13 protein-coding genes and 2 pseudogenes are annotated in these 19469 nt (G+C 68.3%); 5 read left to right on the top strand and 10 right to left on the bottom strand.

Features of this window, described 5'->3' with window-relative positions:
• Positions 1-2100, bottom strand: coding sequence for a glycoside hydrolase family 3 N-terminal domain-containing protein (locus tag ACFU6I_RS29780; protein WP_384372238.1), 2100 nt, complete (start codon positions 2098-2100; stop codon positions 1-3).
• Positions 2101-2795: 695 nt separating this feature from the next.
• Between ACFU6I_RS29780 and ACFU6I_RS29775 the strand changes: the two genes are divergently transcribed.
• Positions 2796-5033 (top strand): beta-glucosidase, encoded by a 2238-nt coding sequence (locus ACFU6I_RS29775; protein ID WP_384372236.1) that lies wholly within the window; start codon positions 2796-2798, stop codon positions 5031-5033.
• Between the two features lie 194 nt (positions 5034-5227).
• On the opposite strand, the pseudogene ACFU6I_RS29770 reads toward ACFU6I_RS29775, so the two are convergent.
• From ACFU6I_RS29770 to ACFU6I_RS29735, 8 genes and pseudogenes are all read right to left on the bottom strand, one after another.
• Positions 5228-5940 (bottom strand): annotated as a pseudogene (locus tag ACFU6I_RS29770) (RNA-guided endonuclease InsQ/TnpB family protein); the annotation flags it as partial.
• Between the two features lie 209 nt (positions 5941-6149).
• The gene (locus ACFU6I_RS29765) at positions 6150-7034 is read right to left on the bottom strand and encodes an ABC transporter permease (RefSeq protein ID WP_384372235.1); all 885 of its coding nucleotides are present in this window, start codon (positions 7032-7034) and stop codon (positions 6150-6152) included.
• The gene (locus ACFU6I_RS29760; protein WP_384372234.1) at positions 7034-7969 is read right to left on the bottom strand and encodes an ABC transporter permease; all 936 of its coding nucleotides are present in this window, start codon (positions 7967-7969) and stop codon (positions 7034-7036) included. Before ACFU6I_RS29760 ends, ACFU6I_RS29765 begins: the two co-directional genes overlap by 1 nt.
• Positions 7966-9150 carry an ABC transporter ATP-binding protein gene (locus tag ACFU6I_RS29755; RefSeq protein WP_384372232.1) on the bottom strand — a complete coding sequence of 395 codons (1185 nt, stop codon included), beginning with the start codon at positions 9148-9150 and terminating at the stop codon, positions 7966-7968. The genes ACFU6I_RS29760 and ACFU6I_RS29755 overlap by 4 nt, the downstream gene beginning before the upstream one ends.
• Positions 9147-10358 (bottom strand): extracellular solute-binding protein, encoded by a 1212-nt coding sequence (locus tag ACFU6I_RS29750; protein WP_384372230.1) that lies wholly within the window; start codon positions 10356-10358, stop codon positions 9147-9149. The genes ACFU6I_RS29755 and ACFU6I_RS29750 overlap by 4 nt, the downstream gene beginning before the upstream one ends.
• Before the next feature lie 53 nt (positions 10359-10411).
• A complete protein-coding gene (locus ACFU6I_RS29745; protein ID WP_384372228.1) occupies positions 10412-11398 on the bottom strand; it encodes a LacI family DNA-binding transcriptional regulator in 987 nt (328 codons plus the stop codon).
• 689 nt (positions 11399-12087) lie between these two features.
• A pseudogene (locus ACFU6I_RS29740) lies at positions 12088-12468 on the bottom strand (IS1182 family transposase); the annotation flags it as partial.
• A 9-nt stretch (positions 12469-12477) separates the two neighbouring features.
• Entirely contained in the window at positions 12478-13047 is a 570-nt protein-coding gene (locus tag ACFU6I_RS29735; RefSeq protein WP_345512089.1) for a GNAT family N-acetyltransferase, read from the bottom strand.
• Between the two features lie 919 nt (positions 13048-13966).
• Between ACFU6I_RS29735 and ACFU6I_RS29730 the strand changes: the two genes are divergently transcribed.
• The 3 genes from ACFU6I_RS29730 (at position 13967) to ACFU6I_RS29720 (ending at position 17221) form a co-directional block, all read left to right on the top strand.
• Positions 13967-15088: a bifunctional DNA primase/polymerase gene (locus tag ACFU6I_RS29730; RefSeq protein ID WP_384372226.1), complete on the top strand. Its 1122-nt coding sequence runs from the start codon at positions 13967-13969 to the stop codon at positions 15086-15088.
• Complete coding sequence (locus tag ACFU6I_RS29725) at positions 15085-16635, top strand: phage/plasmid primase, P4 family (RefSeq protein ID WP_384372225.1); 1551 nt, start codon at positions 15085-15087, stop codon at positions 16633-16635. The genes ACFU6I_RS29730 and ACFU6I_RS29725 overlap by 4 nt, the downstream gene beginning before the upstream one ends.
• Positions 16636-16837: 202 nt before the next feature.
• Positions 16838-17221 carry a DUF6009 family protein gene (locus tag ACFU6I_RS29720; RefSeq protein WP_384372223.1) on the top strand — a complete coding sequence of 128 codons (384 nt, stop codon included), beginning with the start codon at positions 16838-16840 and terminating at the stop codon, positions 17219-17221.
• 169 nt (positions 17222-17390) lie between these two features.
• Here the strand turns inward: ACFU6I_RS29720 and ACFU6I_RS29715 are convergent, their stop codons facing one another.
• Entirely contained in the window at positions 17391-17603 is a 213-nt protein-coding gene (locus tag ACFU6I_RS29715; protein ID WP_384372221.1) for an alpha/beta fold hydrolase, read from the bottom strand.
• A gap of 481 nt (positions 17604-18084) precedes the next feature.
• Here ACFU6I_RS29715 and ACFU6I_RS29710 point away from each other — a divergent pair, with 481 nt between their 5' ends.
• Complete coding sequence (locus ACFU6I_RS29710; RefSeq protein ID WP_384372219.1) at positions 18085-19404, top strand: hypothetical protein; 1320 nt, start codon at positions 18085-18087, stop codon at positions 19402-19404.
• Positions 19405-19469 lie beyond the last annotated feature (65 nt).

The raw sequence follows: 19469 nt of genomic DNA, 5'->3' as shown, positions 1-19469 counted from the left end.
TCAGCCGACCGTGCGGTACGAAGTGCCGTAGCCGAGGCCGTAGGCCGTGCCGTTGTGGTCGCGGTAGACGTATCCGGGGCCCTCGTCGTATCCGGGGACGTCCGGCTTGCTGATGTCGACCGCGTGCTTGTCGGCCGGCAGGGTGATGGGCAGTTTGCCGCTGGGGGCGAAGCGGCCGCGGACGATGTCAAGCAGTGCCTCGGACTTCACGTCGAAGGTGCCCAGCACCGCCGCGGCTCCGGGCTCTATGTCCTTGATGATCCACGGGTTGGTGAGGTTGACCGCCAGGACGGTCGGCACCGCGGCCTCGATGGCCTTGATCCGGGCCACGTCGATGCCGGTGTCGGCATTGAGCTCCAGGGACTGGCCCTCCGCGTCGGAGACGGTGAAGGTGTTCGGCCTCGCCCAGACCAAGGCGTTTGTCGCCTCGCCCAGGTTGTCGGTGAGGACCACCGACGGGTCCGTCCTGCGGATCAGCGCCTTCAGCGCCTCGGTCTGGGCGGCGCTGCCCGTCTTGGTGGCGACCTCCACGAACAGCTTGCCGCTTCTCGCCTTGCCGTCGGTCATCGGCAGTTGCCCGCGGTCGTTGCGCAGCAGCACGACGGACTTGCGGTTCGCGTCGTCGGCCTTGGCCTGGGAGGCCGGGTCGGTGGCGATGGCCTGGGCCCGGCCGGGGTCGACGTAGGGGTTTTCGAAGGCGCCCACCCGGAAAAGCTCGGTCAGCAGCATCTGCGCCGACTCGGTGAGCCTGCTCTCCGGTGCCAGCCCCGAGGTCACCGCCTGGACGAGCAGGGCCGGGTCGCCGGTCACCGAGAACAGGTTGCTGCCGGCGTTGAGGGCCTTGGCGTACCGCTGCGGGACCGTCAGGTTCTCCACGCCCCACGGGGTGGTGGTCATGATGCCGCTGTCGGTGTTGACGTAGCCCTTGAAGCCCAGCTGCTTGCGCAGCAGGTCGGTGATGATCGCCTTGTTGTAGGCGCCGCCCACTTCCTCGAACGGTGCGCCGCCCTTCAGTTGGGGAACGCTGAGCGCGTTGCTGGGGGCGTTGTAGTAGCTCATGATCGAGGTCGTACCGGCCTTGATCGCCGCCTCGAAGGAGGGGAGTTGATACTTCGTCAGGCTTCCGGGGGTGGGGTAGGCGGCAAACCGGCCGGATGCGAAGTGCGGGTCGAGGCCCTTGTCCACGGCGCCGTCGCCGGGAAAGTGCTTCACGGTCATCGAGACGCTGTCCGGGCTGAGCGTCTTTCCCTGGAAGCCCTCGACCAGCGACTTCGTGATCTCCGCGACCAGCTGCGGGCTCTCACCGAAGGTGCCGCTGACGCGGGTCCAGCGTGGTTCGGTGGCGACGTCCGCCTGGTACATGTAGCCCTTGTGGATGCCGGAGGCGACCCACTCCTTCGCGGCGATCTGCGCGAACTGCTTCACCAGCGCGGGGTCCGCCGTCGCGGCCAGGCCCAGCGTGCCGGGCCAGGTAGAGAACTGGCCGGTCGCCTCGCTGATGCCGAAGGCCTGGTCGGGGTTCACGTGATTGCGCGGGTTGGAGATCATCATCGCGGGGATGCCCAGTCGGCTGCTCTCCGCCACCTCCTGAATCCGGTTGGTCCAGGTGGCCAGATCCTTCGCGGTCGGGTTGTCGCGGATGATGAAGTAGCGCTCGCCCAGGTCCTGGATGCGCTGGGTGGTCCCGAACGTCGCCTCCGCCCCCGACCTGCCGTTGCCGGTCTCGCACAGCAGCCCGGTGCCCGGGCCCGCCGGGCAGGATCGGCTCGACCCCATGTAGAGCGAGTCGGCGAGCAGCAGGCCGGCCTTCTCCTGCAGCGTCATCCGGGTGACCAGGTCTGCCGCGCGTTGCCCGGCCGGGAGCCGCCAGTCCTCGTAGCGGTCGAGTCGGCCGTTGCCGTTGGAGTCCTTGAACCGCTTCCCGTGGACGGCCAGCACGTTCTTCGTCCGTGCTCCGATCTGCGGGTCGTGGCCTTCGCTGCCGGGTGTTTGCGCGGGCGCCACCGCCGTGGCGTTCGTGCCGAGACTCACCGACAGCGGCAGGGCGAGCACGAGCAGGGACAATGTGGCCCTTCTTGCGTACGGTGCGAATGAGCGCATAGGGCATCTCCTTTTGGCCGTCATGTGCGTGAGGCCGTCGTCTGTGCCGGGGGAGCGGGGGGTGAGGCACGGCATGCGTCGGCCCGGGGCAGGGCGGACTGCTCCTGGGAGGATGTAGACCCCGGGTTCGGCAGCGGATCTTGAGCTGCGGCGGAGGGCGCCGGCGGGGGTTCTGAGTCGGCTGAGCCGCCACGGGTCGGTGCGGGGTGGGTGGCGGCTGTCGATCGTCGGTGTGCCGATTCTGAAATCGTTCGCAGGGCCCTGGCAAGGCGCGGGGCGATGAATCTTGTTTCATGTCAGACACGGAGGCTCGGGGACCCGGTGGAGGCCGTCGCGGCCGATGCCGGAACCGGCGCGAGGCCCGGAGTGGACCGTGGCTCCGGTAGGGGCAAGTTGTCCGCCGCCCGACACTCCCTTTTTCCGTCCGTCCGCCGGTCGGCGAATCCCGGCGTCTCCGAACCGTTCTGACGGAGGATCTGCCGAAGCAGTCTCCTGCCCGGTCCGGAGACAACAAATGGCAACCGGTTGCCAGGACGTTGCAGTTGCAGTCACCATCGTCCGCAACTCGGCGCCCCTACCCACACACCGCGACAGCCGGTGGCCGCGCACCGCTCCGAGCGGACCGTTCCGTGCGCCGTGTCGAGTCACTCCCGCACCTCTGCTCGCGGAACCATCAAGAAAGTTGGAGGCCCACAGTGCCAAGACCCCCCGGATCCACCGGACTGCGCACGCTGCGCAGACTGCGCCTGCTGTGCGTCGCTCTCAGCGCCGTCGTCGTCGCAGGTCTGGCGTCGCCGTCCTCGGCGGCCGCGGAGTTGCCCTGGATGAACGCCGCGCTCACGCCGGAGGTGCGCGCCGACCTGCTCGTCGGCGCGATGACGCTCGATCAGAAGATCCAGCAGATCGCCATGGACCCGGTCGCCAACACCGACATCCCGGGTTGCGACTTCTCGTCGGGCGGCCGCCATGTCGAGGGGATCCCCGAGTTGGCGATCCCGACGCTGCGGATGACCAACGGCCCGTTCGGGGGCGGGGACTGCCTGGTGGCGCCGACCTCGACCGGCCTCACCAGCGCGCTCTCCGTGGCCTCGTCCTGGGACACGGGTGTCGCGGCGGAATGGGGCGACATCCTCGGTGAGGAGACCAGGGCGAGTGCCCACAACGTGCTCCTGACGCCCGGCATCAACCTGGGCCGTGTGGCCAACGCAGGCCGTAACTTCGAGTACTTCGGCGAGGACCCGTACCTCGCAGGTCGGATGGCGGTCTCCCAGGTCAACACGGTGCAGGCGCACGGCGTCCAGTCGGTCGCCAAGCACTACGCGGCCAACGAGCAGGAGACTCAGCGGTCGCAGATGGATACGGTCGTCGACGACCGCACCATGCACGAGCTCTACCTGCTGCCGTTCGAGATGACCAGTCGGGACGCCGGTCTGGCCTCGGTCATGTGCTCCTACCCGCACCTCAACGGCGTATACGCGTGCGAGAACAAGCGACTGCTGAGCGACTGGCTCCGCGGCGACCTGGGCTTCGACGGCTATGTGATGTCCGACCGCGGTGCCACGCACAGCACCGCACCGGCCATCAAGGCCGGACTGGACCTGGAGTTCGCCAGTCCGCGCTGGTTCACCCCCGCACTGATCCACGCCACTCTGGACGCGGGCGACATCGTGACGGCCGACATCGACCGGATGCTCGAACGCCGCTACAAGGTGATGTTCAAGCTCGGCCAGTTCGACCGTCCCGTCAACTCGCTGACGCCCATCGACTTCGCCACCAACGGTCGGCGGATCCGCGAGCTGGGCGAGCAGGGCAGCGTGCTGCTGAAGAACGAGCGGAAGACCCTGCCGCTGGACGCAGGCTCGCTGCACTCGGTGGCGTTGATCGGCAGCCAGACCTTCGCAGGGCAGGCGAAGTTCAACTCCCAGGGCCCGTCGGACACCATCGTCGTCACATCCCCGTACACGGTGACGCCGAAGCAGGGGCTGGAGAACGCCCTGGGCAAGCTGGGCTCGGACGCGACAGTGACGTACAACAACGGGACCGACCCGGCCTCGGCCGCGGCCCTGGCGGCTGCGTCGGACGTCGCTGTGGTCATGGTGGGTGATGTCTCCCGTGAGGGCGTGGACCGATCCTCGCTCTCGCTGCCGGTCAGCAACGGGGTCGACCAGGACGCGCTGGTCTCCGCGGTGGCGGCCGCCAACCCCAACACGGTCGTCGTGCTCAAGAACGGCGGGCCGGTCCTGCTGCCCTGGCTGGACAACGTGCCCGCGCTGTTGGAGGCGTGGTACCCGGCGCAGGAGGACGGCAACATCGTGGCCAATCTGCTGTTCGGCGTCACCAACCCGTCGGGCAAGCTGCCGATGACCTTCCCCACCGGGCAGCGGGAAGGTGCCAACGCCACCACGGATCAGTGGCCCGGGGTCGACGCGGACGGCAGTGGTCGTCTCACTGCGACCTACAGCGAACGCCTGGAGATGGGTTATCGCTGGTACGACGCGAACCACACCAAGCCGACGTTCCCGTTCGGGTTCGGGCTCTCCTACACCGACTTCACGATGTCGAAGCTGGTGGTCACCCCGAAGACGTCCGACGGAACCAAGCCGGTCAAGGTCCGCTTCTTCGTGCAGAACACCGGGAAGGTGGCCGGCGCAGAGGTTGCCCAGGTCTACCTCGGCCTGCCGTCCGCCACGGGAGAGCCGCCCCGGCGCCTCGTGGCGTTCCAAAAGGTCCGGCTCGAGCCGGGGGAGAAGCAACAAATCGAGCTGACCATCGACCCCGCCGCGTCGAACCACCCGCTCTCCGTGTGGGACACCGGGGCCGACACATGGAAGACCGCGGACGGCGCCTATCGCATCCAGGTGGGCGACTCCTCGTCGAACCTGCCGCTCACCGAGACGGTCACGATCCGCGCCCCCAGGGGCCACCAGGAGTAGTGCCCCGACGAGGGAACCGGCTTCGTCGCTGGACCCGGCCGCTGCCGAGCGCTCGACGCTTCGGGGCCGGGTCCAGCGACACAGGTCTGTCCAAGGCCGAGGTGGCGACGCCGGCCGCCGATCCGCCGCACCAGGCCAGGCGGACGATTCGGGACGCGTGACTCCTCCCCCTCATCAATTGAGGGGGCTTCTCGCTATGCCGGTTGGGCTTCGCGACGGACCAGCCCGGCTCGTAAAACGTTGAGAGCCCCGACGGTGTCCGCGTGCGCGGTGTGGCCGCAGGCAACGCAGTGGAACTTTGCTTGTGTGGGCCGGTTCTCCTTGGCGGTGTGCCCGCATTCGGGGCATCGCCGGGAGGTGTTGCGGGGGTCCACGGCCATCACTTCCCGCCCGGCGTTCTCAGCCTTGGCGTTCAGGATCGCGAGGAACACCCCCATCCGGCATCGGCGATCGAGCGGTTCAGTCCGGCCTTCGCAGCGGCCCCGTTGGGCAGGAAGCAGCCCGGCTGGTCGGGGGCCGGCTTCGGGGCCGGGATCCTGCTCATGTTGCGGATCCTGAGGTCTTCGTACGCGATGGCATCGTGCTCGCGGACCAGGGCCGGCGCGGTCTTGTGGGCGTGGTCGAGCCGCTGACGGCGGACCCTGCCGTGCAGCTCGGCGACCTTCTCGACGGCCCGGCGGTGATTCGCCGTCCGCTTGTCCCGTCGGACACGAGGAAACCTGGCGAGTGTCTGCTGTGCTGCTTCGAGCCGTGCGGCAGCGCTGCGTCCGTGACGCGGGTTGGGGACGAACCTGCCGTTCGAGTCGGCGAGGAAGTTGGCTATGCCCAGGTCGATACCGACCATGCTGCCGGTCTTGGGCAGTGGTTCGGGCTGTGGCTGCGCGGCGGTCAGCACGACGAACGGTCGCCCTGGACCTCAGCACGGTGGCGGCGCCGCTGCGGGTGCAGGGCCGCACGACCGTGCAGCCCTGCACCCGCATCAGGTATCCGGCCGCCCGGGCGGGCAAGCCGGTGCTGCGCAGGTCCACCAGCCCCGCGCAGTCGTCAGCCGTCCCGACCCACGCCCGCGGCCGACAGGCCGGGGACGGCGCCCCCGGCCTGTCGGCCGACCAGGTGTCAGGGCTCTGGCTCTTCCTTCACCCTGGCCACCAGTTGGGTGGGGTTGACGAAGCGCAGCGCCGCCACCAACAGGACCAGCATCAGGGTCATGTACATCACGGCCATGGCGTCGACCGACTGTTGTGCCCGGATGCCGGAGGCCGACATCGAGTAGAACAGCGCGACCACCAGGGTCTGCGAGTCCGGCCCGGCCGTCAGGAAGGTCAACTCGAACATGCCCACCGTCCGTACCAGCACCAGGATCGCCGCCGCCAGGATGCCCGGCACCAACAGCGGCGCCAGGATCCTGGTGAACACCGACCCCAGCCGGGCGCCCGACATCCGCGCCGCCCGCTCGATCGCTGGGTCGATCTGCTCGATGAACGGTGTCATCGTCAGGATGACGAACGGCACCGATGGCACCAGGTTGGCGAGCACGACACCAGACAGGTGGCCGGCCAGGCCGAACTTGTAGAGGACGGTCGCCAGCGGGATGCCGTAGGTGATCGGGGGCATCAGGATCGGCAGCAGGAACGCCAGGTAGACGATGCGCTTACCGGGGAAGTCGCGCCGCGCCAGGATGTACGCGGCGGGGACGCCGACCAGCACGGACAGCATCACCACCGTGACGCACACCTCCAGCGTCACGGTGATCACCTGAAGCAACCCGAAGTCCTGCCACGCCTTGGAGTACCACTGGGTGGTCACCCCCTGCGGCAGCCAGGTATCGAACCACCGGGTCCCGAAGGAGTTGACCAGCACCGAACCGACGACGCCGAGCAGGCCGACCATGAAGAGGACCACCGCCCCCCACACCAGCCACGCCCCGGGGCCGGCCACGATCCTGCGCCGCGTCCGCACCGCCGCGCCGGCGTCGACGGGGGCGCCGAGTGTGCCCGCCATCAGCCCTTCCCTCCCGTCGATCCGATGTACAGGCGCGAGCGCCACAGCATGACCACCGCGATCACCAGTAGCTCGACGACGCCCATGATCACGGCAATCGCCGACGCGAAGGGGTAGTCGTACTGCTCGTACGCCGCCTGGTACGCGGCGATGGAGATCACCCTGGTCTCACCGCTCGGGTTTCCGACCAGGATCGCCGACGGGAAGACGCTGAACGCGAGCACGAACGTCAGGCAGAACGTCGTCGCCAGGCCGGGAGCCAGCAGCGGCAGGGTGATCCGGCGGAACCGCGCCCACCGGTCCGCCCCCAGAGTGGCGGCGGCGCGCTCCAGCGTCGGGTCGATGCCGGACAGGTAGGAGAGGATCAGCAGGAACGCGAACGGGAACCCGGTGATGACCAGGGAGAAGAAGACACCCCAGTAGTTGTTGACCAGCTGCACCGGATGGTCGGTGAGCCCGGCGCCCTGCAGGATGCGGTTGAACCACCCGGTGGGGCCGAGGAAGTTCAGCAGGCCCTCGGCGGCCAGCACCGTGCCCAGCGTGATCGGTACCACCAGCAGGGTTGTGACCAGTCGCTTACCGCGGAACCTGCCGCGCATGCGCAGCGCGATCGGCACCGAGACCAGCACGTTCAGCAGGGAGACCGGCACGGCCAGACCCAGCGTCTTACCGATGGTGTCCCGCTGGTAGGAGTCGGCGAAGAACCGCTGGTAGTCCGCGAAGGGACCGCTGCCCGAGGTCGGCTGGAACGACAGCCCCAGTCCGTACAGGAACGGGTACACGAACAGGCCGAGCACAAAGACCACCGCGGGCACCAGCAGCAGCAGTTGGCTGTCCACACCGCGCTCCGCCAGCCGGTGCCGCCGGCCGGGGCCGCCCGCGCCGCTGTGCGTGCGGGGGACAGTCTCAAGGGGGCGCGGCACCGTGCCGGTCACGACGCACCCCCGGTGGTCGCCCCGGCCGGGACGACCGCAGGGGGTGCGGCGGCCGCGTCGGGCGGCAGCCCGTCGTCATCCTTCGCCGGGAATGCCAGCAAGCGGGAGGGGTCGGCCGTCAGTGTCAGCATGTCGCCCGGCGTCGGCCGCTCGCGGCTCTTCAGGTGCAGGCGCAGTCCCTCCGCTGTGCGGGCCTCGATCGCCAGCTCGCGGCCCTGGTACTCCACCACTTCCACCACCGCCTGGAGGGTGTCCGACGGTGCGCCCGTGCCCGGGTCGCCGTCGGCGGACTTCGGATCCACTACCGTGAGGTCCTCCGGACGGACGCCCACCACGACCGGTGACCCCGCCGGTATCCGGCCGACCGGCGTGGCACGCAGCCGCAACCCGCGCCCTTCCACCACCAGCCCGTCCGCATCCCCGGCGCCTGCGGTCAGCGGCAGCAGGTTGCGGAACCCCATGAAGTCCGCCACATGCCGGTTCGCCGGCCGGTTGTGCAGCTCCTGCGGGGTGCCGACCTGCTGCACCCGGCCACTGCGCAGCACCACCAGGCGGTCCGCCATGGACAGTGCCTCCTCCTGGTCGTGCGTGACGTACACCGTCGTCAGTCCCAGGCTCTGGTGCAGCCGCCGGATCTCGGTGCGCATCTCCAGGCGCAGCTTGGCGTCGAGGTTGCTGAGGGGCTCGTCCATCAGCACCAGAGACGGTTCCAGCACCACGGCGCGTGCGATCGCCACCCGTTGCTGTTGGCCGCCCGAAAGCTGACCGGGCAGTTTGCCGGCGTGCTCCTCGAGTTGGACCAGGCGGATCGCCTCGTCGGTGCGACGCTGAACCTCCGGCTTGGGCAGCCGCCGCATCCTCAGACCGAAGGCGATATTGCCGCGCACCGACATGTGCGGGAACAGCGCGTAGTTCTGGAACACCATCCCGAACCCGCGCTTCTCCGGCGGCAGCACATCGATCCGCCGGTCGTCCTGCCAGATGCTGCCCGCCGTCAGCGGGAGCAGCCCGGCCAGGCAGTTCAGTGCGGTGGACTTGCCGCAGCCTGACGGCCCGAGCAGGGCGATGAACTCACCGGCCCGGATGCTGAGGTCCAACCCGCTGAGGGCGTCCTGGCCGCCGAAGCGGCGGCCGACTCCGTCGAGCCGCAGTTCCGCGAAGCGATTCTGAGCAGCCGTCACTTCTTCGCTCCACCGATCTCGCGGTCCCACCGGTCAAAGGCCTCGACGACGGACTTCGCATCCAGCGGAACCTCCTTGGGGTTGTCGGCGATGAGCGCGTCGTACTCCGGCCGCCCGAACTTCTTGATCGCGTCCTGGCTCTTCTGCGGTGCCATGGAGAGATCGACACCCTTCACCGCCGGGCCCGGATAGAAGTAGCCGTCGTCGTACGCCTTGGACTGCTGCTCCTTGGTGAGCATGAACTGGATCAGCTTCAGCACCGCCGACTGCTGGTCGCTCGAGGCGCCCTTGGGGATCACCGCGTAGTGCGCGTCGGTGACCCAGTGGAAGCCCTCCAGGGCGCCGACCTTCGCTTCCTTCGGCACGGTGCCGAGCACCCGCGGGTTGATGTCCCAGCCGGTCGTGGTCACGATGATGTCGGCGGTGCCGTTCGCCAGGTCCTTCATCGTCTGCGTGGTGCCGGAGGGGTAGGTGCTCACGTACTTGTTGAGCTCGCCCAGGTACGCCCAGGTCTTTTCCCAGCCGTTCACCGGGTCCTTGGGGTCTTTGTCGCCGAGGATGTACGGGAGGCCCATCAGGAAGGTGCGTCCGGGGCCGGAGTTGGCGGGGCGGGCGTACTCGACCTTGCCCGGATGCGCTTTGGCGTAGTCCAGCAGTTCCTGCGCCGTCTTCGGCGCCTTCGCCACCTTGCCCGGCAGGTACTCGAGTAGCGGGCCCGAGGGGTAGTAGGTCACGGTCACGCCGTGGTCCTTGGCGAGGTTCTGCATCTTCGCGGCGGGCTCCTGGTACTCCTTCATGTTGGTGAGCCGGTCCGTGTGTTCGGGCAGCAGTTGCTCCCACAACCCCTGCTCCACGCCGGCCGCCATGCCGTCGACGCCGGTCAGCACCAGGCCGATGTCGACCCGGCCGGCTCCCTGCTGCGCCTTGATCTTGCCGACCAGGTCGGGGGCGGGCGCGTTGGAGTAGGTCACTCTGGAGATGACTTTGGGGTTCTGTTTGACGAATTCGTCGATCATGCCCTGGGTGAGCTGCAGGTTGCCGGCGACGTCCAGCACGTTGAGGACGACCGGCTTGGACGGTGTCTCCGGGACGGCTCCGGAGGTCGCGCCGCGGTCCTGGCCGGAGGTGGCCGGGGCGCCGCAGGCGGTGAGGAGGCTGAGGGCCACCGCGGCGGATCCGAGCATGGCTGTGTAGCGGGAAGTGTGCATGAAGGGTCCCTTCTTGGCGCCTGCGCAACGTGTGCGGCGCGAGGGCCTGGAGGTCAAAAAGAGGGAACGGCGGTGGTGTTGCGGACGATCAGCCTGGTGGGAAGCTCCCGCTGCGGACGGGAGTCGGCCTGGGGGTCGCCCAGTAGCTGCACCATGAGATCGACGGACACGCGTCCGACTTGCTCCTTGGGAACGCAGAGGGTGGTGAGCGAGGGGTGCACCATGGCAGACGTGGGGATGTCGTCGATGCCGATGACGCTCAACCGTCGCGGCACCTCGATGCCGCGGGAGGCCAGGGTCTGGATCAGCCCCAGTGCCATCAGGTCGTTGTACGTGATGACGGCGGTGATGTCGGAGGCGAGTGTGGCGTCGGTTGCCGCGACACCGCCCTCGAACTGCGGGGCGAAGTTGCCGATCTCCACCAGCTCCACCCGTACCGCCTCGACGGCCGCCCGCAGCGCGCGCAGCCGCTCGCCGTTCGACCAGCTGGAACGCGGGCCGGCGACGAAGCCGATCCGGCGGTGGCCGAGCGCGACGAGGTGGTCGACCGCCTCGCGCAGCCCGCCGGCGTTGTCCACCAGGCTGGCGGGCAGCAGTCCGGAGCGCCGGTTGGCGAGGACGACGGGTACGTATCCGGCTGCCTCGCGCAGTTCGGCGTCGGACATCCGAGGGGAGCACAGGATGATGCCGTCGACCTGTACGGCCAGGGCGCGCACCAGACCGATCTCGAGGGCGGGCTTCTCGTCGCTGTCGGCGAGGAAGACCGCGTAGTCGGCATCCATGGCCTGCGCCTGGATCCCCTTGATGACCATGGGGAAGAAGGGGTTGGCCAGGTCAGGGACGATCAGCCCCAGGTTGCCGGTGCGTCCGGTGATCAGTCCACGTGCCGCCCGGTTGGGTTGGTAGCCCAGCTGGTCGGCGGCCTTCAGCACCCGTTCGCGGGTGCAGGGGTCGACGATGTCGGGCAGTGACAGTGCTCGTGACACCGTGGAAGCTGAGACGCCGGCCGCCTTCGCGACGTCACGGATGGTTACCGCCATGCCGGTCCTCTTCGGGGATGCGGGGATGCGGATCGGGTGTGGAGCTGATCGCACTGCACTCTGAAACCGTTTGCAGGCTGTGTCAATGGCTCGCTCAGAATTTCCTCTGCGATCTCGCCGGCAGAGTTGATAGCGCGTCAACCAGCTCTGATGGCTTGCGGCTGGCATGTGCAATCCTTCGCAGCCGCACGGGTCGTGAGTGGGTGCCATGAAACAAGATTCATGGTTCAACGACCTTGTGCGCGCCCGGACGAGAGTCCATCCTCGGAACTGGCAGTGACGGAACTGCGGACGGGAGAAGTGTCATGCCCGATGGGTTCACCGACGACGTGGTGAAGACGTGCATGAAGGAGCTCACTCTCCGGCAGCTGTCCCTTGATCGGGCAGCCGAACAGCGGTCTCGGAAGTCCGACCAGCCATCGACCTCTACCTACTGACACCCGTCACGTCGCCAACCACCGCGGACAGCATCGATGACAGGGGCCGGCTGCGGCAGGGAGCGATGAAGCGCCTGTTCACCGGGGTGAGGGCGCCATCCGCGCCGGGCCGTTTCCTGCGGTCCTTCACCCACGGGCACGTGAAGCAACTACACGCCGTCTTGTGCCGGGTCCTGCCATGCCTGGCCGCGCACACCCCGCTGATGCCTGGCATGGACACGGTTGCCTACCTCGATCTGGACGACAGCATCAAGCCGAGGCGGGGTTGGTCGTGACGTCGGCGGTGATGATCTGGTGCGCGTCGTCCACCACGGCCTGGGCGCTGTAGGCCTGGATGAACGCGCCGGCCCCGTTCTTCATGACGCGCGATTCGGGGTCGGTGAAGTTGGCCTGCGCCTTGTCCGTCGGGCGCGCGGTTTCGGCCGCCAGGTCGCCGACTTCGGCCACCGCCTCGGGTTCGTCGGTCCCGGCACGCTTTTGGCGTCGCCGCTCCTTGTCCTCGGCGTGCTTGCGGGCCTTCTCGGCGGCCTCGGCCTCGATCTGCGCGCGGGCGGCCCGCAACCTGGCCAAGCGCTTTTCCCTGCGGTCGAGTTCGGCGGGCAGGTCTGTGTCCTTGCCGTCGGGCCCGAACCGGCGTCGGGCTCAATCGCCTGATCGACTGCCAAGATCCGCGGACAGCGCCGCGTAGATGTACTCGCTGCCCCAGCGATCCCCGTCGAGGTCGTTCTCGACCAGGTGCGCCTCCCGGCGCATCCCGAGGCGCTCACAGACCCGCACAGACCCGGTGTTCTCCACATCCAGCCGTGCGTAGAGCCGGTGTACGCCCAGCGTGTCGAAGGCAAACCCGGCCAGCGCCGCGGCCGCCTCGGTCGCGTAGCCGTGCCCCTGGTGACCTGGGTCGAGAGTCCAGCCGATCTCGGCCTGGGCGGCGCGGGCATCGGCCAGGCCGAGGCTCACCTCGCCAAGGACGCCGGGTTCATCGCGTCGGCAGACGGCGAGCGCCAGTTTGTCCCCGTCGGCGCGCCAGGCCGTCTGCGCCGCGCGCTCGGCGGCAACCTGCTCGCTGCGCTCACGCGTGTGCGCCGGCCGGTACAAGTAGCGCGCCACGCTCGGCAGGCTCTGGTAGGCGTACAGGTCGTCGGCGTCGCCGGGAGTGAACAGACGCAGCGACAACCGGGCGGTGGTCAACGGCAGCAGCGAGGCGACGTCCATGCGGACCTCCGGGACGCGGATGTGGATCAAGTTGCGGACTGATTTTCGCATCACGACTGCCCGGCAGCCACACCTTTTCAAGAGCAGCGCTCGGCAGCCGCACTTCACCACGAGGCGCGGCATTCCAGGAGTTGTCTACTGACCCACGCCCCAGCCGCGCCGGCCTTCAATCTCACCCGCGCCTTCCACGCCTGGGCCACCTGCGCGACCATCCGAGACCGCCTGATCAACGTGCCTGTCCGGCTGGCCCGTTCGGCTCGACAGCCCGTGTCTTCCACAAACCCGGCACCGTCGAGGCCAACGCCTGGGTCGACAAATATCTGACGGCTATCCTCACTGGAGGGACTGCGCGGTTCTCGGTCCCTGACGTTCCGTCCCTGCTGTTTGCGCAGGTCAGGGCGATTGCGCAAGTCCTGACAGGGACCATAGGGACTGAAGAACGTAATTATGTTGTAGGTATAGAGATGTTTTCGTAAACACGCCCATACAAACACATATCGAACTCGGCTCATAGTGGCGAAGTCGAGTCCCTGCAGTCCCTCCTTCGGTGGTCTTCATGTCGAAGTAGCGCCCTGACCTGCGCTGGTGTCAACCCCCTTGCCAGGGAACGCACCTGCGCTCAGGCCCTGAGCCTTGGTCCCTGAGCCTTGGTCCCTGGGACCTCCTTCGGGCCGGGCGTCTTCTCCCTCGCGCTTGCCCCGGCCTCACTCGACGACTCGCATCGCGTTCGTCGGTCCCTCCAGCCCTCCAGGGTTCGGACAGGGATCCCCCGGTCAAGGGACCCAAGGGACCAAGGGAACGATAGGACGGCACACGTCGAGCAGGGCACACCTCATTTTTCGAATATGAGCCGTACACTCTTTCGCATCAGAGTCCCTTCGGCCCCTGACCGGGCAACCGCGCCCATGTCAGGTGTGAAGTGATCGGGCAGGCAGAAGTGACGAGGACGATTTCCGTGCCGCTCGAAGGTGTGAACCACGACAGGCCCGCCAGGATCGGGCCTGCTTCACCGCGCTCCGTCGCGCGGTGGAGTGTCGCGCAGGGCCGGCCTGTCCATCCCCTGGCGCCGGGGCGCAAGACACCTGTCGGGAATTGCCCTGCCCGCAGGGCGAGCAAGCACAAGCAGGCAGCGTGCCCCTGCCTGCCCGCGGGCCGCCCCTGCCACGGCTTCCACGCGGCGACGACCGCCCAGGGTCTCATCGAGCAGCGGTGGACCAAGACGCCCGCAGCAGGTGTGGGCGTTGCCTGCGGACCCGCAGGCCTCGTCGTGATCGACATCGACGCCCACCAGACACCTGTGCCCGATCGGGAACGCCTACTACCGGGTATCCGCATACCCGAGCACGTCCGGCTGGACGGCCTGGCCTCCGGTTTCGACACGTTGGCCCTGCTGGCCGCCTACCGGGGCGCGAACGATCCGGCGCAGGACGAGAACACCTTGCGTGTGCTCACACCTTCCGGCGGCCTGCAGGTCTGGTACCGAAACCCGGAGCCGGCCACCCACTACCGCTGCTCGACTGGTTCCAGTCGGTACATGGCGCTCGCCCGGCAGGTCGACGTACGTGCGGAGGGCGGTTGGATCGTGGTCCCAGGCACCCGTACCCCCAAAGGGGTCTACCGTGCTGTGGGCCCGGCTCGGCGCCCCGCTGTGCTGCCCGAATGGCTCCGGCGGGAACTCCGGCGCACCGGACATGTGCTGGACGGCCGGACACCTGCCGCATCCGCTGAGCCCGTAGCGCCTGTGCCCGGCCGCCGGCACACGGCGAGTGCACCTCAGGTCATCGATCCTCTGATCGCGAGGGTCGCTGAGTGCGCCGCGGCTCCGGACGGGACCGGGTTCTCCGAGAGGCTCAACAGAGCCGCGCACACGGCCGGAGGCCTGGTCGCTGCCGGGTATCTCGACCATGCCGCCATTCGTGACAGGCTTGTCCGTGTCGTCTGCTGCGCCCGCCCTTGGCAACAGTCCCGGAATGAAAAGATCGTCGACGACGCTCTTGCCGTAGGGACCGTCCGCCCTCTCCACCTCAAAGGACGTACATGAGCAGCACCGCCGAAGGCTCACTGCATTTCGATCCGCAGGCGGCCGCTCAGCAGATGCTCGACCTTCAAGCGACGGAACCGCTCCCCGAAACCCCGCACCTTCCCGCCCAGGGGCCCGTCGCAACCCTCGTAACTCCTGCCGTACTGGGCGCCGTTGCCCCCGCCCCGCTGCCTCCATCTCTCTCCGACCGGGGGAATGCCCGTCTGTTCGTGCAGCTGCACCGTGACCAGTTCCGCCATGTGGAGGGACTGGGCTGGTTCGCCTGGGACGGGCACCGGTGGAAGCGCGGAGGAGGAGAGAAGGCCGCACTGTGGGCCGCGGGGGAGATGGCTGAGGACATGGCTGCCACCGACCCGCGAGGCGTCTTCAGCGACCGCGAGCTCGCGCAGCACAAACAGCGTACGTTGTCCACGACTGGCCTCAAGGCCCTGCTGACCCAGGCGAAGGCCTCGCCGGACATCACAGTGGACCCCGACAGGCTCGATGGGGATCCCTACGCCCTGTGCACCCCCATCGGAGTTGTCGACCTGCACAATGGGCAGTTGCGCAAGCCCGACCCCACCCGTGACTTCCACTCCCGTGCCACCAGCGTCGCGCCGCAGGACATGGAGACCCCGCGTTGGCACCGGTTCCTCGCCGACACCTTCGGTGACGACGACGATGGCCGGGAGATGATCGACTTCCTGCATCTGCTGCTCGGGTACTCCATCACGGGCGACGTCGGCGCCCAGGTTCTGCCCTTCCTGCACGGTGAGGGAAAGAACGGCAAGTCCGTGCTGCTCGACATCATGATCCAGATCCTGGGTGACTATGCGGACGCGGCTCCGCCGGGCTTTCTCATGGACCGCGGGGCCGTCTCGGAACACTCCACAGAGCTGACCGAACTGCACGGCCGCCGCCTGGTCGTCTGCAGCGAACTGAAGCCCAACGACAAGTTCGACGAGGCCCGCGTCCGCCTGCTGACCGGCGGCGACAAGATCAAGGCCCGCCGGATGAGGCAGGACTATTTCTCGTTCACCCCCACCCACCATCTGTGGCTCCTGGGCAATCACCGACCCGAGGTCTCCACGGGCGGCTTCGCGTTCTGGCGCCGCATCCGCATGCTGCCCTTCACCCGGACCGTCCCGGCGCAGCACAGGATCGACAACCTCGCCTTCGAACTCGTCCGCGACGAAGGGCCGGGCATCCTGCAGTGGCTCATCGAAGGGGCGCAGCGCTATCTGCGCACGCGTGATCCCCTGGAGGGTCCCGACCGGGTCCGTATCGCCACGACGGCATACGCCACCACCGAGGACCACATCGGCCGTTTCCTGGCCGAATGTTGCACGCGGGACGCCGCCTCGGGGAAGGATCTTCGGGTCGAGCAGGGACTGCTCTACGCCGAGTACAGCTCCTGGTGCAACGCGGGCGAAGGGATTCGGCCCGCCACGCCCCGGGCCTTCGCCAACCGGGTCCGTCAGGAGGTGGGCGTGACCTCGCCGACCGACATGATCAAGTCGAACGGGCGCAAGTACTATCCGGGTATCGCGCTGCTGGAGCACGCATGACGGCCGTCGCAGGTGAGCTGTGCGCAGGACGTGCCCTACACCGCTGTCGTTGCGCGCCCTACGATGGTGGACAGGCCTCCCTAGGCGGTGGCCCCCACAGAGCGGCTCGTCACCTGGTGGTGTGCGGGTCGGAGCGGAACGGCCAGATGCTCGGCCACGTCCCCATGGTCGGGGGCATGCCGACGAAGGAGGGGCTGCAGCCATGAGTTCGCTGTTGACCGAGAGCGATCTCCTCCACGAGGCAGAGGTGGTGTGGCTGGAGAACCTCGACACGCTGGACTACGTCCGTCAGGCACTGGACAAGACCAGGCGGCGGAACACCAAGCCACCGTACGCACGTGACGGACGCATGGTGGGGTACGCCCTGCTGGACGAGGGCGCCTCCCCGGACCCGGACAGCGGCCTGTACAAGCGCCGCGTGTTCTTCCTGCTGCCTCACGACCGGGACAGCCTTCCCGGCGGCCTCTACCGCGAGGGCGCGCCGGGCGAGGCAGTCGACCCGCGCACGATCGCCCCGAAGAAGCCGGGAGCGAAGACACCCAGGTCCCAGAGCGGTTCTGTGGCCGTAGCGACGTCGGCGCCCTGAGGCAGGACCTCGGGTCGGTCGGCCGGGGCGACACGCAGGCGCTCCAGGCGACGCGCGGCGCGGCGGAGACGACAACCCTTCATGAGGACAACTGGCCGTGCCTCTTGCAGAGTTCACGTGCGCCGGCCCTCCTTCGGCCGATGCACGTCACGGAAGTCCTCCCGTCGTCCTATGCGGCACGCTCTTGCCGCGTTGCAGTCCCGAGGACGAAGTCACCGACCGCCTTTGCGAACAACATGGGCTCCTCGATGTGCCCGAAGTATCCGCTGTTCTCCAGTACCAGCAGCCGCGAATCGGTACTCAGCTCGTTCAGCTCAAGACCCCAGCGCGGACCGCAGATCACGACCTGCTGCCCCACGACGACCAGAGCCGGTAGCTCCATTCCCTTGAGTGCGACGCGGTCGTCGATGACATCAGGCGTGAGGCCCTCGTCCAGGCCGGAGATGTGCGTGGCCCGGATCGCCTCCCGGAACGGGACGGGCTGCTCCGCGTTGCCCCGTAGTCGGCGAAGTACGACGGGAGCACCCCGCGGGCGACTGCCGCGGCCTCCTCGTCGCTGGAGATGGAGGACATGCAGCCGAACGCCGCCGGCACTGAGGACAGGCCGGGACGGACGCTGCGCTTCGCGGTGAACGCCTCCACCCAGCGCCCTGCCTCCGCGCCGTGCTCGGGGACGGGCGCGCCCTCGTACAGCAGGACGTCTGTATGCCCGCCGGGTCGGCCTGCGGACGCGTCACCGTCGCGTCCCCGCCAGCTATTTGTCACTCTCTGTGCAACTATTGTCGCGCACCGTGATCGTATCGATGTGAACCGAGTGGTTGGCGGCGCGCGTCCCCCTACATCCCGAAACAGAGGCTTCCGTCATGGCTCAGCAGGCCGAGATTCACGTCAGCCGCAAGATCTTCGAGGGCGCTCAGGCGCCCTCCGCCGACCAGCCCGCCGCGCCGGCCACCCGTCAGCACGTCTGGTTCGCCTCCGACTTCGGCGGCGGCACCGCACCCAGCCCCACCTTCGAGTGGCAGCTTCACGGCACCTACTCGCACCAGGGCAAAATCGCGACTGGCACCGCGCACGTCTTCCTCGCCCCCGGCCACCGCAACCTTGAGCGACCCCTCATCCTCGCCGACGGCTTCAACTACGGCCCCAGCGACCTGCCCGGCCTGTGGGAGCACTTCGACAAGAAGGAGGGAGGCCGCTTCCTCACCCGGCTCCGCGACTCCGGCATCGACGTCATCCTGCTCGGCTTCGACGAACGACACACCTACATCCAGGCCAACGCGGGCGTTGCCGCCGCCTGCATCGACCGTGCCGCCGCCGAACGCATCGGCAGCGAACCGCTGATCGTCGGCGGCGTCAGCATGGGAGGCATGATCACCCGCTACGCTCTCGCGCGGATGGAGTCCGAGAACCTCGACCACCAGACCGGCACCTACTTCTCCTGGGACACCCCGCACAACGGCGCCTGGATCCCGCTGATCCTCCAGCAGATGGCCTACTTCTTCGAGGCGTTCATCCCCGAGGACCCCGACCAGCCGAAGCAGGCCGAGCTCATCCGCAGCCCCGCCGCCCAGCAGCTCCTGTGGGCCTGGGTCGAGAACTCCAAGTACGAGGGGCCGGTGGCCACCGCCAGCCCGCTCCGCGCCGAATTCCTCCAGGAGCTGCAGAACTACGGCAACTTCCCGGCGCGGCCGCGGAAGATCGGCGTGGCCAACGGCCACGGTGCGGGCGTCGGCCTGAAGCTGACACCCGGCGAGACCGCCTTCGACTGGAAGGACCAGTACAACACCGTCAGCGCCAAGGCCGTGGTCCAGCCCGACATGGGGGAGAAGGAGCCCATCGGCAGCATGCACATCGCCCTGGAGATTCGTCGCAGCTCCACCACCGCCGTGCCCGCGCTCGACGGCGTGCCCGGCGGCACCCTCGGCTCGTTCGGCATGGTGGCGAAAGCGCTCGACATCGAGGTCGACGAGCGCTTCAACAGCACTTGCTTCGTGCCCGCGGTGAGCGCTGTCGCGCTGGACTTCGACCCCGCGACCTGGGACATCGACCCGGCACTCGACATCTCCACCATCGGCCGGGACCGCAGCCACCTCGACGACTTCCTGTGCGACAGTGAGAACTCACCGCACAGCGAGCCGACTCCGGCCCTGACGGACTTCCTGGTTGACCGATTCGTGAGCTGACGCGCCGACCCATCACTGGCGCGCGCCGCGTCCCCAGGGCCGGGCCGGTCGGACGACTGGCCCGG

This window comes from Streptomyces sp. NPDC057486 (genome assembly GCF_042802415.1).
Taxonomy (GTDB): Bacteria; Actinomycetota; Actinomycetes; order Streptomycetales; family Streptomycetaceae; genus Streptomyces; species Streptomyces yanii.
This window is presented reverse-complemented; position numbering and strand designations above follow the sequence as displayed.

What these genes read in the sequence shown, in the direction of transcription:
- ACFU6I_RS29780 (WP_384372238.1), bottom strand. Translation starts at nt 2,100, where the DNA reads ATGCGCTCATTCGCACCGTACGCAAGAAGGGCCACATTGTCCCTGCTC.
- ACFU6I_RS29765 (WP_384372235.1), bottom strand. Translation starts at nt 7,034, where the DNA reads ATGGCGGGCACACTCGGCGCCCCCGTCGACGCCGGCGCGGCGGTGCGG.
- ACFU6I_RS29750 (WP_384372230.1), bottom strand. Translation starts at nt 10,358, where the DNA reads ATGCACACTTCCCGCTACACAGCCATGCTCGGATCCGCCGCGGTGGCC.
- ACFU6I_RS29745 (WP_384372228.1), bottom strand. Translation starts at nt 11,398, where the DNA reads ATGGCGGTAACCATCCGTGACGTCGCGAAGGCGGCCGGCGTCTCAGCT.
- ACFU6I_RS29735 (WP_345512089.1), bottom strand. Translation starts at nt 13,047, where the DNA reads ATGGACGTCGCCTCGCTGCTGCCGTTGACCACCGCCCGGTTGTCGCTG.
- ACFU6I_RS29725 (WP_384372225.1), top strand. Translation starts at nt 15,085, where the DNA reads ATGAGCAGCACCGCCGAAGGCTCACTGCATTTCGATCCGCAGGCGGCC.
- ACFU6I_RS29720 (WP_384372223.1), top strand. Translation starts at nt 16,838, where the DNA reads ATGAGTTCGCTGTTGACCGAGAGCGATCTCCTCCACGAGGCAGAGGTG.
- ACFU6I_RS29715 (WP_384372221.1), bottom strand. Translation starts at nt 17,603, where the DNA reads ATGGAGCTACCGGCTCTGGTCGTCGTGGGGCAGCAGGTCGTGATCTGC.
- ACFU6I_RS29710 (WP_384372219.1), top strand. Translation starts at nt 18,085, where the DNA reads ATGGCTCAGCAGGCCGAGATTCACGTCAGCCGCAAGATCTTCGAGGGC.